This window comes from Natribaculum luteum (assembly GCF_023008545.1).
In the GTDB taxonomy this organism is placed as follows: Archaea; Halobacteriota; Halobacteria; order Halobacteriales; family Natrialbaceae; genus Natribaculum; species Natribaculum luteum.
Genome location: NZ_CP095398.1, coordinates 316,415 through 331,335 on the forward strand (window position 1 = coordinate 316,415; position 14,921 = coordinate 331,335).

The 14,921-nt window shown below is 63.3% G+C and carries 9 protein-coding genes; 3 read left to right on the top strand and 6 right to left on the bottom strand.

Going from position 1 to position 14,921, the window contains the following annotated elements:
* Positions 1 to 313: 313 nt before the first annotated feature.
* Complete coding sequence (locus MU558_RS20195) at positions 314 to 1,453, top strand: AAA family ATPase (RefSeq protein WP_246976425.1); 1,140 nt, start codon at positions 314 to 316, stop codon at positions 1,451 to 1,453.
* 2 nt (positions 1,454 to 1,455) lie between these two features.
* Positions 1,456 to 3,273: a vWA domain-containing protein gene (locus MU558_RS20200; RefSeq protein ID WP_246976428.1), complete on the top strand. Its 1,818-nt coding sequence runs from the start codon at positions 1,456 to 1,458 to the stop codon at positions 3,271 to 3,273.
* A 130-nt stretch (positions 3,274 to 3,403) separates the two neighbouring features.
* Here the strand turns inward: MU558_RS20200 and MU558_RS20205 are convergent, their stop codons facing one another.
* From MU558_RS20205 to MU558_RS20230, 6 genes are all read right to left on the bottom strand, one after another.
* Positions 3,404 to 3,790 carry an RPA12/RPB9/RPC11 RNA polymerase family protein gene (locus tag MU558_RS20205; RefSeq protein ID WP_246976431.1) on the bottom strand — a complete coding sequence of 129 codons (387 nt, stop codon included), beginning with the start codon at positions 3,788 to 3,790 and terminating at the stop codon, positions 3,404 to 3,406.
* Between the two features lie 134 nt (positions 3,791 to 3,924).
* Positions 3,925 to 5,721 carry a HesA/MoeB/ThiF family protein gene (locus MU558_RS20210; protein ID WP_246976434.1) on the bottom strand — a complete coding sequence of 599 codons (1,797 nt, stop codon included), beginning with the start codon at positions 5,719 to 5,721 and terminating at the stop codon, positions 3,925 to 3,927.
* 1 nt (position 5,722) lies between these two features.
* Positions 5,723 to 6,139: a hypothetical protein gene (locus MU558_RS20215; RefSeq protein ID WP_246976437.1), complete on the bottom strand. Its 417-nt coding sequence runs from the start codon at positions 6,137 to 6,139 to the stop codon at positions 5,723 to 5,725.
* Positions 6,136 to 6,507 (bottom strand): hypothetical protein, encoded by a 372-nt coding sequence (locus MU558_RS20220; RefSeq protein ID WP_246976440.1) that lies wholly within the window; start codon positions 6,505 to 6,507, stop codon positions 6,136 to 6,138. Before MU558_RS20220 ends, MU558_RS20215 begins: the two co-directional genes overlap by 4 nt.
* 43 nt (positions 6,508 to 6,550) lie before the next feature.
* Positions 6,551 to 6,985, bottom strand: coding sequence for a hypothetical protein (locus MU558_RS20225; RefSeq protein WP_246976442.1), 435 nt, complete (start codon positions 6,983 to 6,985; stop codon positions 6,551 to 6,553).
* Positions 6,982 to 7,212: a hypothetical protein gene (locus MU558_RS20230; protein ID WP_246976444.1), complete on the bottom strand. Its 231-nt coding sequence runs from the start codon at positions 7,210 to 7,212 to the stop codon at positions 6,982 to 6,984. Before MU558_RS20230 ends, MU558_RS20225 begins: the two co-directional genes overlap by 4 nt.
* Before the next feature lie 553 nt (positions 7,213 to 7,765).
* Here MU558_RS20230 and MU558_RS20235 point away from each other — a divergent pair.
* Positions 7,766 to 14,773 (top strand): hypothetical protein, encoded by a 7,008-nt coding sequence (locus MU558_RS20235; protein WP_246976447.1) that lies wholly within the window; start codon positions 7,766 to 7,768, stop codon positions 14,771 to 14,773.
* Positions 14,774 to 14,921 lie beyond the last annotated feature (148 nt).

Genomic DNA, 14,921 nt, shown 5'->3' on the forward strand with positions numbered 1-14,921 from the left:
GTACTGACTTGTCGGGTCGGGTGAAGTGTGTAGCGTGGTCGGTGGCCGAGCGCCGGTCGGTTCGCGAAGCCACGGGTAGTCTCCAGGAACCGACGAGATCGCTCCGCGCGGCGTCTGTCGTTGCCGCGCGCTGCCTATCGTTTAAAAGGTGACGTGTGGGGCCGTTCCGACGACTCCGTATCGTCCTCCCACCCACTCGTGACGAGTGTGATCCAAGTGAATTCTGCCGAAATCCGTTCGACGTCGGTAGCGAGTCCGCTGCCAGGCACCGTCGAGACGATTACCGCGGGCGTCGTCGACGGGTGATCGGATCGTGACACGGGACCACGAGCTGCTCGCCGCTGCCGTTAGCGAGTACATCGGCGACCAGAACGGGAGCGTGAGCGATGCGACGATCGTCGACGACATTACCCGGAGCCTCCAGAACGTGGACCGCGAGACCGTCGCGCAGTGCGTCTCGCTGCTCCGCACTTCGGACGGCGGTGTCGCCGACACGGAGATGGCTGGTGGTTCGACGATCGACGCTGGAGCAGCCGGCGACAGTGCGCGTAACGTGATGACCGTCGGCGATGCGACCGGCGAAACCCTCGGGGCACTGCCCGTCCTGGAGGACGTGGGCCACGATCAGGTCCCCGAAGTCCTCGAGGATGCCTACCACGAACGGGAGACGATGGCTGGCAAGACCGACGTTGAGATCGTCACACGAGCCCTGGCCGAAGGGATGAACGTACTGCTGAAGGGCCCGCCGGGCGTCGGCAAGAGCTTCCTCGCGAAGTACGTCTGTTCGCGGACGAACCGCCCGCTGTACCGGATCACCCTCTCGGAGACGACCTACCGCGAGGATCTGCTGGGTCATCTCCAGCTCGTCTCGGCCCCCAGCGGCGAGAGCGTCACCTCCTGGGTCGACGGACCGCTCACCCGCGCAGCGCGGGTCGGCGGCGTGTTGCTGCTGGACGAGATCAACGCGGCCGACGCCAACACTGCTGCGGCGCTGAACGCAGTCATGGAGCAGCGGTCCTCGCGGTCGCTGACCGTCGCACAGACCGGTGAGACGATCGAGCCGCACCACGAGTTTCGGGTGATCGCGACCGCGAACCCTGGGTACCAAGGAACCTACGAACTCAACGACGCATTCGAGGGGCGATTCAAGCACGTCTCGCTCGACTACCTCGAGCCCGCCGTCGAAGTGACCCTCGTTCTCGAACGCGGCGGTCTCGACCGGTCCTATGAGGACGCGGTCCGCTGTCTCGTGGAGTTTGCCAACCGTCTCCGGACCGCCTACGAGGACGGTGAGTTGTCGACGCCGATCACGACCCGGGAGCTGGTGCGGGTCGCGGCGTTCATGCGCGACGACTTCATGCGGCTGGAGGAGGCGACCAGGAACGAACTCCTCCCGCGGGTCGACAGTCACGACGAAGCCCTGGTCGACACGCTCATCACCCGGTGTCTGTAGCGATGGAACTGACGCCAGAAACCTCCGATACAGAGCTCGTCGCCCTCTCCGGTGAGGGGGAAGCGATCGAAGAGACCCGCCGCCGCCTCGAACGGCTGGTGAACGTCCTCGCGAAGCCACGGATTCACGTCGCGATCGACGAGGACGGCGCCTTCGCGAGGCCGGCTCCTGAGGGACACACTGCAGAGTACGAGATTCACGTCCCCAAGCACCCCCTCGGCGAGCCAGCGACGGGTGAGCAACGGAGTATCTCTGCTCGGGCGCGGATCGCGATCCTTTTTCACGAGCTCGGACACGTCAAGTATTCTGATTTTAGCCGCTTCAAGGAACGACAAGCACGACTCTCCGGCCCGTTCCGTGAGCTGTTCCGGACGATCTGCAACTCCGCCGAAGACGTCGCGATCGAACGGCAGATGGCCAGCGAGTTCTCGATCGGAGCCGACTTCGCCGTCACGAACGACGCCTTCCGCCGACTCCAGGACGACATGCACCGCCGGTACGTCGAGCTGTTTTTCGATGCCGACGACGAGCCGCTCACTTACACCGTCTTCGAGGCGCTCACGGTCCTCGTTCAGGATTCGGGGTTCGGTCGACTGGATCGGCAGCCGGCGATCCTCGATACGTCCGTCGACGCGCGCTGCGTCCACGGCGAGGGACGTGCCGCCCTCCTGGAGGTGCTGCCAGAGGTCCGCTCCATGGTCGAAGACGTCGGATCGATACCCTGTGGAACTCGCCGCGTCGACCGGGTCTTCGAGTGCTTCGAGCGAATCCGACCGGTGCTTGAGGACCTGCCGCTGGTTCAGTTGAAACGCGTCCAGACACGCGAGCCGCGCTCTTTCGAGTCTGAGACGCGAGATCTCGGTCCTGCGAAGCGGGCCGATGACCTGGCCGATCCCGACGCGGGCGCCACCGTTAGCGTCACTACTGCCGTTCGGGAGACACCCACCCGCGATCAGTCCTCGTTAGCCGCTATCGACACGCTCGTCGACCGTCTCGGGACGAGTGACGACGATCGGCAGCCACCGATCGAACGCGAGGCGCGTGCGCTCTTGAGGACCGTTCGATGCGACGAAACACCCGTCGAGGCCGTCGACGTCTGCGAGCCAGATCCAGGGGGACAGCCACCCCAGCGATGGTTCAGTGCGCGCGAGGCGGCTCGAGCTCTCGAATCCGATCTCCGGGCGCAGCTTCGCCGTCTCCGACGCGTCTCGCCCGACCCTGGCCATCGGATCGGGGACATCGATCCGCACCGGCTCGTCGCGGCGTCACAAGGCCGATCGCACGTGTTCAGGCGTCGTGCCGACGGCGATGACCGGGATTATTCCTGTCTCATCGTGCTCGACCGATCGCGATCGATGTTCGGCGACTCGATCGATGCCGCTGAAGACGCGACGGCCCAGCTCGTCGTCGCGCTCTCCTCGGTCGGCGTCGACGTGAGCGTCCTGTCGTTGCTCTCCGAACGGCCGCGGCTCGAACTCCCCCTTGGCGCACAGCCTCGACAGTACGCCCAGTCAATCTTCTCCGGCCGGGCTCAGGGCGGAACGCCGCTGAGTGAGGCGATCGCGATCGGTCGGGACCGACTGTCCCAGGGAAGTGGGTCGGTGCCGCTGATGATCGTACTGACAGATGGGGTGCCTAACAACGGCGAGGCATATCAGCGAGAGCTCGACCGCTGTACGTTTCCGGTCTTTGGGATTTACGTCACCGACACGATCAAGGAACACGCCGCCTGGTTCGACCGGATCCTCTATGCCGAGCCATCGTCGGTCGACAGAACGCTGCGGGACCTCGCCCGACGATTGTTCCGGAAGCCTTCCTGAACGAGTGACAGCCTCTCATCGAATCGACGTCGAGGCGACCGCTGTCGGTATCGTTTGGTGGTCTCTGAGAAGGACGAGGCGGTCGACGGAGCCAGTGCTGTCGTTCGGAAACGTCGACCTACGGGTCCGACTAGTCGTCCTCACGCCAGTTGTGCTCGCACTCGGCACAGGTGAGGAGCTGGGTCCCGCTCTCGTCGGCGCTCCGGAGCTGTGCGAGCAAGAAGTACGCCTCGTCGTGACCACATTCGGGGCACGTCGCACTCGTCTTCGGCCCGCGGAAGAACCGATCGGTCACGATCGAGAGCTCTCGGCGGGTCTGCTCGGTCGTTGTACTGAACGTGACTCCGTCCATCTCGCTCGAGGCGTTGCAAGCCTGGCACGTCCACTCGTCACCCGGGACCAAGAGTCCGCCACAGTCACAGAAGAACGCCGTGAGTCGCCCGGGACGACCGCGAGCGTCGACGGCGACCGAGTCAGTCGTCCTGTTGCCCTCCATGGTGTCGGTGTTCGACGACATGTACCTCATTTCGGGATCGCCGTCGGCTGGACGCTGACGTCGTCGGTCGATCGATCTCGGGTTTTTAACTCCGATCACGCACAGACGCCGGCCACGCCACGAGAAAGCAGAAGCGACGGGCAGTCGCCGAGTGTTCACCGACGAAGAAGCCGACGGAGTGCGAGCACACCTACGCACCCGAGCGCGAGCGGCCAGCCGTAGGCCCGGAGCATTGCGACGGTCCAGTCGGCAGTCGTAGGACGGTCGCGCTCGGCCGAACGACCGACCCGACCCTCGCCACGAGTACCGTTCGCGTCGTCGCCGGCGTCGGAGTTCCAGGACGCAGTGGCAGACTCCATGCTGTGCCAGCCACCCGTGACCGGAGACGACTGTTCAACGTGGCGGTCGCCGTCGTCGCCGGCGATGGACTCGACCCCGTCTCCGGCGTCCTCGCGGACCGAATCGCCCACGATTTCCGTCGGTTCGACAGGCTCGTCGGCCTCGAAGCCTCGGAGTTCCTCGACGTCCACGTCGAGGCCTATCGATTCTACCTCGGCAATGATCTCCTCGTCGAGTCTCTGGACACCTTCGCCGAGACAGCCGTCGGCACCGCAGGTGATGCAGTCGTCGGAGGGGTGGGTGCCGACCGAGACCAGTTCGTTGGAGACACCGTCGAGGCGGACGTAATCCGCGGGCTCCTCGTACCCGGTGACGAGCTTGGTCATCATCCGGACCGCGGTGGTGGCCGCGAGGGCGTTCAGCGGCGTAATCGCAGGTTCAGGGGCGGTGACGTCCTCGTCGAGGTATCCCCGTTCGACGTCGGCCTGGATCTCCGCTTCGTCCATCGACTCGAGTCGCAAGCGATCGGGATCGGTCCGCCCGAGACAGTCGAGACAGCCGGTTACGCCGGGTGCCACCAGCTGGATGAGCCCCCGTTCCTCGGTGATCTCGCCCTCGTCGCCGGTCTTGATCGCCACGCCGGCGTCGACGTAGTAGCGCAGGTGGCGGACCGCCAACTCGCTGCAGTAGAGGCGGGCGGTCAGCCGGTCGACGGCACCGATCAGGACGTCACACTCGGCGAGCGTGTCTTCGGGGACGTCCTGCACGCGTGCTTCGTAGGCATCGACGGTCGCCTTCGGGTTCGCTCGGACGGCGTGTTCGCCGACGACGTCGACCTTCGCTCGTCCGACGTCATCTTCCGTCGCGCCGTAGATCCGCGGGAGATTCGACCGCTCGACGTGGTCGGGGTCGACGAACAGGAAGTCCTCGACGCCGATGCGGGCCAGTTGCGTCGCGACGATGGAGCCGAGGCCGCCGAGGCCGACGACGCCGACGGTCGTTCCGGCGAGTCGTCGCTGGCCATCCGCGGTCAGTGCCCGGATCGACCGATCGTACCGCTGGTCGTCGACGGACACCGCCGTCGCCGGGCTGGGGGTCTCCAGGGGCGCGTCGAGCGCCCAGTCGCCGACGACCTCGACCGGGAGCCTGCTCCGCCGCTCGGACTCGGGGTCGACGTAGACGGCGGTGTCTATCCCCTCGTGCCCGACGACTCCAAAGCACAGCGGCGTCTCCGGGTACAGCGGTCCCAACCAGTCGCGGTACGACTCCATGATGTCGTCGTCGAGGCCGCTGAACGTCGGGTGGTCGCTGAACGGGTGACTGTGCAGCATGATCGGAACCAGTCCCGATTCCAGCGCCGACCCCATCCGCTCGCGTTCGACCGACAGTTTCGGCCGAACGGCAGTCGCCTCCTGGACCTCGCACTCTGCGCCCGAGACGGGGTCGATCGTCGTCGCCAGCAGACGGCCGTTCGAGGGCTCGCAGTAGACGTACGCGAACCGCTCGATACCGTCCTCCTGGAGGAGCCACTCCTGGAGCTCCTGGACCTGTGTGGCCGTGAGAACGAGCGTGTACTCGTCGGTCACTGTCTCGCGGTGACGTTGTTCCGTCATCTCAGGCCTCCATCAGTGGATTGTCGGAGTGGGGATCCTCGAGGGACACTTCCAGGATGCGAAACATCGTCACCAGGTCGTGCTCCTGCGGATCCCAGTCTGTGATCGTGTGGATACAGTACTTGATGTAGCCGGGTGGCGCCGAAGATCGGGCGTACAGCACATGTGGGCTCGATCCCTCGTATCGGACGTCACCGCTGATGTAGACGGTCGGCTGGGTCCGGGGATACGAGTCGTCCAGGTCGAACATCACGTCGGCGTGCCGGGTTCCGTGTTCGTTCTCCCAGCCCTCCGGCAGGGTCAGGCGCTCGATGGTAACGACGCCCTTGGTGAGGTCGTAGTCCATCCTGGCGCTCTGTCGGCGTCCGATCTCCTGCTTGAGTTCCTCGATCTCGACGATCACCTCGGCGACGTTCATCGGCGTCCAAACACCTCCGATTCGGCCAACGGTTGGACGTGAAGTTCTGTTTCCGGGGGGACTCGATCGGTGACGACATCATCGTCGTTGAGCGCATCGATCCCCTCCCCGTCTTCGTCTCGGAAGGTCAGTACCGCCGCGTCGCTGATGTCGTGGTCGCGCTTGAGCGCGCTGGCAGCCGTCCCCTCCGGAACGAGGATTTCCTCGCCTTCCAGCCGGTAGGATACCAGTTCCGTGGTGTCTCGGTTCTCGTCCGCGGAGGCGTTTCGGCCGTCAGTGCCGGAGCTTCCGGAGGGCCTCGCGTCGGACTCTTCGGGCCGCTGTGCGTTCCCGATCGCTCTCGAGTTCGTGGTCGTGTCGTCGGTCATGATCGTAGTATCTCGAACTCCCGGCACGCAGGCCGGGTGGTCGTTACCTGTTCTCTGCGTCGCTCGTCGCGTCTGCCCCTCCGCAGGCGCGGAGCCGACGCTCTAGCGCCTCTACCACGGTCGTCAGGTCGTCCGTCTCCGGATCCCACTCCGCCTCCGTGGCGAAGACGTCGACCAGCGCCCAGCGACCGCCCCCGTCGAACCGTTCCGGGGCCATCACCGGCGGGCGGTTTCCGCGGAACTGCATCGCCTCGGTGACGTAGATCTGGGGGCGGTACTGGGGGTATTCCTCGGGCAGGTCCAGCAGGATGGCGCCGCGACGGCTGCCGTCGTGGGTTTCCCAGCCCGGCGGGAACTCCAGCCCGTCGATCCGGATCACGCCACGGTTCTTCAAATCGTGGCTGACCCGGACCTGCCCGCGCTCGGCCAGCGTCTCTCGAAGTTCCTGGAGTTCACTCACCGTCCGCTCGACGTTCATTTCGTGCCGAACACCCCGGAGTCGGCCAGGGGCTGTGCCTGAATCTCCTGGCCGTCGTCGACGTGGTCGGCAACCACGTCGCCGTCGTTGAGTGATTCGATGCCGTCGTCGGTGCGGTAGGTGAGGACTGCGTCCTCATCGACGTTCGCTTCGGCCTTGAGTTCGGCCGCGGTCATGTTGCTCTCGATCGGAATCTCTTGTCCTTCGAGTCGAACGGTCTGTCCCATGTGTAGCGTGTGTGATCTCTCGTGTCTCGTGGTCGGTTGCGTGCCGATGCACCGCCGTTGGTCGTCGCGTACGAGCGGTCGCCGCCGCCCGGTAGGCGGCGTCGCCACTCGCTCAGTATGTCTTCCTGCCCCTTCGAAATTGCTCGACTCGAAGGCTGAGTCGCAGATACTGCTCGATGCGCGTCTGTATTGCCTGCTAAGGACGACGATCGACGGGGCCGGACGTGTTGGCTCTTCTCTCGGGTGAGTCGACCGGTCGGTACGACTCGCGACTGACTGTTTCACCGAGACCGAGTCTGGTCGACCTATCGCGACCACGGTCTCCCCATAATGGCCAGCGTCGATTGCAGTCTGATGAACGCTTAAGGGATTCCTCTCCGTGGTCCGAATCGTCTTCGGTGGGATAGTCGAGCATGACAGCCGCCGGGGGGGATATTTGAACGTGAGCTTCGATCCACAACGGGTCGCAACCGTTCTACGAACGGGGACCGATCGAGAGAAGCACGAGGCACTGCGAACGATCGCGACACAGCCGACTCAACGAGCGCTACCGGTGAACGAAATCGTCACTGTGCTACAACAGGAGGCGGTGACCGGCAAGACGGAAATCCTCGCCGATTTCAAAGCGATCACGTCCGCAGATCTTCGTGCGGTTGCGCTCGACGCTCTCTCCGAGATCGCACTGCATCGTCCGGATGCCCTGATCAGAAGCGGTGCGCTCCCCCGCCTCGCAGAAATCCAGAAGCAACTCTCAGCCGAGGAGAAATTCCAAGCGCTGTCGGTTTTGGGGGCAGTCAGCGATGAGGTACCGCGGGCGACACTCCACCGAGTCTACCTGCCGACGATTAGGCAATACGTGCCTGGGCGGACCGATCGAGTTGGACTTCTCGCAACGGAGATTCTCGCTGGCGCCTACGCGTGTTATCCCAACGACAAGCGGGTCGGCCACCTACTCCGCCAGGCACGTTACCACGATGACGGCGCAGTTCGGATAGTGACGGTCACCGCACTCGGAATGCCGCTGGCAGAGGATCACGTCGGATCACAACCACTGGCGCCGTTTCTGGAGATTGATGAGTCCGACGAGGACGTCCTACAGTCGTCGGCCAGTGGGTACGACCCGCCAGAGGTAGGAAGCTTCGACCACGAAGACGCATCGGCGACGTCCACCTCGAAGGATGGGGAACTCGACGCCGGCCTGATGCAATCGAGCCAGCGTCGAACGGCCGATCGACGTCCTGCGTCCGATTCTGGCTCGCTGGACCATCGAGAGCGTAACGATTCCTCCGCTGGTGCTCATCATACGCTGCCGCAGGTCGATCCCATACAGGGCGACGAGGGTACACTCCAACTCCGACAGGCGCAGGCGATTGCTGCAGCTAAGGCGCTCGACGGGGACGATACCGCCTTTCGGATCGGAAAGGAGATCTTAGAGACGCTCCTCTCCAGCGATCGTGTCGTCGTACGCGCCTTGATTCCAGTCGCGATCGGGACTGCGTTACCGAACGTCGAGAGTGACCGTGCCACGGACGCTCAGCTCTTGTTGCTCGGCCATCTAGTCGACGACGGCCCAACGATCAGATACGAGACGCTCCGAGCCGTCGAATCGTACCTGACTGACGCGACCGAGCGGACCGACCTCCAGCGGGCGCTGCTGACCGGTGACGGGACTGATCCGGAGCGACATCTCGGTGTCCTCGTCCGACACGTGATCGAGACGTTCGATGGTTCCGATCGTCGGTCTTACGACCTCGCACTCGGGGTGTACGGTACCTACGGGGATCGACTGCACAAAGAGAGGGATTCGGCCGAAGAGGCCCTCCAAGAACGGATCGCTGAAACTGCTGTGAGTGAACACGAGGACCACCAACTCCGGGGCAAGGCGCAGTATCTCCAGCAACATCTGTTCGACGACACATCCTTCGATGCCGAGCGCTCGGATCCTGATCCCCTGTTTCAGCAGTCCGATCCGACCGACCAATCGGAATCTGCCTCTTCGGAGAACGGATCAGCTCCCGTCTCGGAAACTGCCCACGCCGGATCGCCCGAGGCGATCCGCTCTGGGTACGAGAGCGCGACCTCGGTCGACGAGTCCCGTGCACAGGTCGAGGCGGTTGAGGAGTGTTTCGAGGCAGCCGACAACCAGCTCGATCGTGAAGAGGTGCTGGCGCTGTGGGAGGTCGTTTCGGATGCGACCCATCACGAGTCGCCGGCGGTTCGACGGGCCGTCCCGGGAGCAATCCGGGCGGCGATCGTTAATCATCCTGGTATCGGCTGGGACACCGCGTCCTATCACATTGACGTAACGATCGACGACGACGCTTCGAGCGTCCGCGCGCAGGCGATGAAGACAATCGCGACATTGCTTCGTGCGGGCGTGGTGGAGTGGAGCGACCTTGGAATCTATGGCCAGGTCACAGAGGCTCTCCGCGATGACCAGTTGACGGGGGTTGCTCCTGATGCGACGCCAAGTCGAGCGGACCTCCTTTTCGTCGAGCAAACGCACCACGTGTTGCGCGCGGCGCTATATGAGAGCGACTTGCGATGGTCCGACGTGGTACCTCTTCTGCATCAGACGTTCCGAAGCAGGATCGACCTTGTTCGTCGGGCAGCGCTTACAGTCGTCCAGAAAGGGCTGCAAGCCGGCGTCGCAGACTGGGACGCAGTCGGGCGTTTCCTTCGGGAAGCTGCCAGTGACTCGCGGGTTCTCGCGACGGCAGCGATGGAGACAGTTCGAACCGGATTGGTTACCGGCTCCCTCACGTGGACACAGATCGAACCCACCGTTCAGGCGACGTTCCAATCCAGCGACACCGATGTCTGTCGTCGCGCGCTCGTGGTCGTTGGCCACGGGCTCCAAGCGGATGCGATCAGTTGGTCGGCAGCCGAGCCGTTCCTCACGAGCGCACTGGAGAACGAGGAGCAAGAGCTCGCCTTGGAGGCGACTAGAGCGCTTCAGGCGGCCTTTAGACACGACAGCGTACGCTGGGAAGATGTCCACGACATTATCTGGCACGGGTTTTGGATCCAGGACGAGGATGTCGCCGAGTCGATTCTCCTGGTCGTCTCCGCCGCGGTCGAAGCTAGCGTAGCGACATGGGAGGACGTAGCCCCCTTGCTCAATGAGGCGATCGATCGCGCTCCGCCGGTGCTTACGCTCACGACGCTGGATACGGTCGAGGCCGGCCTTGGCACCTCGTTTCAGTGGATCGAGGTTGAGCCGGCACTTCGACGTGCTAGGGCCAGCGGGTCTATACGCGTCGTCAGGCGGGTTCATTCTGTTGCCGCTACTGCACTGGCCGCCGATATCGACGATGCTGCCGTCGTTGCGTTCCTCCGTGAAGGCGTCGAATCCGACGGGGTACCTGGCTCGCCCAGTGCAATGGCCGCGATCGCCGACGTCCTCGAGGAGCGCCAGCTCGACTGGGGACTAATCGAACCAGTGCTGTCGGCTGCGATGGACCATTCGGACGAGCAGACTCGAGAAGGGGCGATCGAAGCTGCGTGTCAGGGATTTACAACTGATGCGATCAGCCGGCAATGGGTGGAGACGACGCTGACGGCCGGGCTCAACGACGCCTCGACAGCGGTCGCGCGACGGACTGTCGACGTCCACTGGCTTCTGCTCAACAGTGATCGGTTCCAGTGGGACGATGCCGTAGACCACCTCTCGACGGCGCTGGAGCATCCTGACGAGGAAGTCACCACGGCCGCACTGGAGTTGCTCCGGGAGGGGGTCCAGCGGGAACTCTTAGAGTGGGAACAGGTTCAGAACCTCGCCTGTTTAGGGTTGAAACGTCCTCCGAACGTAGCCATCGAAGCGATTCGGCTGTTCGGGGTCGCCATCAACCAACAGGAGTCGATCGATATCGGCTCGTTCCTCGATACCGCTCTCGAGGTCGACGACAACGCGGTCACACACGAGCTGTGTCAGGCACTTACCCTGGGAACGATGACAGGAACGCTGGCCTGGTCGACTGTCGAACCAGTGCTGCGAGAGGCGATCGCAGTAGACGATCCCCAGATTCACGATCAGGTAGCGCGAGCATCGTTGGTCGGCGTTGGCGAAGAGGGATACGACTGGGCGTCGGTAGAGACTGTCGTTCGTACGCTCGTCGAAACCGGAACCGCTCAGACTCAAGTCACCGTCCTTCAGTATCTCGCTGGTCTCGTCAACCAGGCCACGGTGACCTGGGCTGACCTGAGTGCGACCCTGTGGTGGGTCCTAGAAGAGTGTGACGACGAGGTCGTCACCAACGGCGTCTTCGTGGTCGGCATACTGCTCAGTCGTGGGCCGCCATACCCAGACGGTTGCGAGGAGTACCTCCGCGAGGCCGTCAATGTTGCCGATGTCGGCGATGCTGTCGTGGAGGTACTCCAGACTGAACTCGGTAACCAGACGATTCCACTCTCGATTGCCTGTTCTGTCCTTCGGGTCGTCGTCGCGGACGGCGCTCCGTCAGCGGTTGTCGACGGGCTGAAAGCTATCAGAACCGCAGTCGGTGACTACGAGCTGGATTGGCCGGAGATCGAGCGGTTGCTCTGGGACGTTCTCCGTACGGAGCGAGCCGAACTGGTGACGGAGGCTGTCGGGATTGTTGTGTCCGGATTGGGTCATGAGCAGCTCGAGTGGGAGCAGGTGGGGGAATTCCTGGAGGCAACCTTCGAATCCGGCGTCAACGAGGCCGATACGATCGTTCTCAGGGCAATTGAGGCAGGGATCGACACGGAATCGATCCGCTGGGAACGGGTCCACGAGATACTCCGGGATGCGCTTGGCCATCCCGACGCGAGCGCGCTCGCAGTCACGTTGATAAGGGAAGCGATGCAGACCTATGACCTAGAGTGGTCGAGCGTTGGGACGACGATCAAAGACGCACTCGAGGTCCACGATCTAGGCGGGGCGGTCGTCGTCACCCGTATCGGACTCGTCGAGGGAAACTTCACCTGGGACGAGGTCGCTCCAATCATTCGACAGGGACTCGTACACGACGACGCCGGGATCGCAAGGGCCGCTGTGGAAGCACTTGGACATGGGCTGGCAGCGCAAGCGATCCCGTGGTCTGCGGGGCAGCGGCTCCTGATCGAGACCATCGAGACCGGCGAGGCGTCCGTCGCCGCGAAAGCGACGGCCGCCGCCGCGTACGGCGTCAAAGAGCGTGACCTGGCGTGGGATGACGTCGAAAGCTGTATCGAGGCCGCACTGGAACGCCCCGAGGACGACGTTGGTAACTCGGTGACCAGCGCAACGAAGCTTCTCACCCTGAAGTACGATCCCGAGTGGCACGCTGTCGCCCCGATCGTTCGGGAGTGTCTGCGGCAGCGATCGGCCGATATTGCCCTCGGAGCTGTCGAGACGGTCGGTGCTGGTCTTCAGGTGGGCACCTTTGAGTGGTATGAAGTTCGACCCCTGCTCCGGGAGGCATTGAACCACGACGAATGCCGCGTCACGAAGGAGGTCACACGAGCTGTCATAGTCAGCCTCCGAGATGGACCCCTCGAATGGGACGATGTCGAGCCGATTCTATGGGCGGGTCTCGGCCACCAACACGAACAGACCGCAGTCCGGATGGTGTACGCTGCCAGCATAGCGATTCGCCACGGGGCGGTCGATTGGGAGAACCTCGAGTCCTTCATAGAGGCGAACGTGGCTCCAGATCAGCCGTCTTCCGTTCGGAAACGGGCGATCGAGACGATCGCTGTCGGGCTAAGGACGGAGACCTTCCGCTGGGACGAGGTTGTTCCCGTTCTCCGGACAGTTCGGGATGCCGAGAACGCGGCGGTCGCCGAAAAAGGCGTCAACGCAGTTCGAAGGACAATCTCGACAGACATGGCGGCCTGGACACAAGTTCGATCATTTCTCGCCGAGACGATCAGCAGTACGCCGGGGCGGCCGGCTCACGAAGCCGTCCAGACGATCGGTGCCGCGGTCGAAAGCGGAGCAGTCGAGTGGGATGCGATTGCGGGCCTGCTCCGGAGCGCCCGAACCCACCCTGATTCTGAAGTTGAACTCGAGACTGTAAAAGTTGTTAACACAGGACTCAGCGAAGGAACGCTGGCGTGGTACGACGTCGAACCCTTCGTATCTGACGCGCTGAACTCCGAGTACGATCCGGTAGCAATGACCGCTGCCGAAAGCCTCAGATATGCGATCGTCAGCGGCTGGCCCAACAGGGACGATGCACGGGCATTCCTCGAACGAACGGCTCAAGACGATCGTGCACCCGTTGCTACCGCCGCGATGGGAGTCCTCGAGATTGGTCTTCCTGCAGGTTACTTTGACGCTACGATCGCGACGACAGTGATCGCGTCGACGGTCGAAGACGGTGCGGAGCCCGCCACGATCGTGGGTCTATCTGCACTCGAACAGGGGCTCGACGAGCAACAGATCGGCTGGACGAATGCGCTTTCGCTTCTCCGATCGGCGATCGACCGCCGGTCACCTGCCGTGACGAAGCGGGCATTCGAGACTATCGCGCTGGGCGTTCTCGAATCCAAAATCGAGTTTGGCACCGTGCATTCGATTCTCAGAGATGCGATCGACGATAATAACGACGAAGCTGTGAAACATGGCCTTAGACTTCTCCGGGAGGCGCTCTCGACGGGACTGCTCGAGTGGCAGGATGCGGAGGCGATCGTCGACGATGCCGTGGACTGCGATTCCGCTCCGGTGCTCGAGGAACTCCTCCGGCTTGCTGATGGGGTCATCCGAAGCGACGAGGTCCAGACACCATGGACCGATCTCGAACCGCTCATCATGACGGTGCTTGCGGCGTGTCCTGATCCGCCGGACGCAGCGGCCTTCGGAATCGTCTCAGGGCTTCGCAAGACGGCCTATTCCCCAGTGGACGCGGTTGCCATTGTCGAGACTCTCTTGGAGACGTTCGAGGCTGGTGTGCGAGACGCGTTGATTCGCGAGGCGTTGAGCGACAGAGCTGTCATCAGAGACGATACCGAAGCCAGGGCACTCTACGACCAGTTGCTCGGCGACGATGATCTCGGCGTGCAGGTCGCCGTACTTGACGCGGCAGAGCAGCGGTTCGCCCCCTCTGATCAACGCTACGCCCACCTGCTGGTCAAGGTAGCGAGCGATCGTGAACTCGCAACTGGGGCTCGGGTCGTCGCGTTCAGTCGCCTCGTCGACGTTCCCACAACGGTCCTCCCCAACGCCGACCTCGTTACCGCGATCGAGCAAGGGGTTAATACAGCGGATCGTGACCTTCGGCAGGCTGCACTCGGGGTTGCTGCCGTCACGTATACCGACATTGACCGGCCACTTCAGCGGACATTGCTCGAGACGGTACTCAATCGGTTTCTCGACCCCGATGCGGAGTTGGCTGTCCAGATCGAAACCGGGCAGACGATCGTCGACCTGGCCACTGCGGACCGCGATCGGATCGTTCGGATCCTCCGTCACCGGCGGAACGCACGACGCCGCATCGAGGCGTTCCTGGGTGCTGTTCCAGAACTCGATCCCTCGATTAAGGTGCCAATGGTCGGATTGTTGACCCGCCTGGCGGCTGCTTCTGGCACATCTCCGGCAGTCCCCGACGGATATTGATCCCTTCCTGTATCAACGGGAATAGACCTCCAGTTCGTATCTCCCTCATAAAAACCAAACGTCGGAGGTATCGACGACGCTAGTACTGATTCGCGTCGGCCCCAGCCTCCAGCCGATGAAAGCGACACGACGCGTCGTCAGGCCGGTC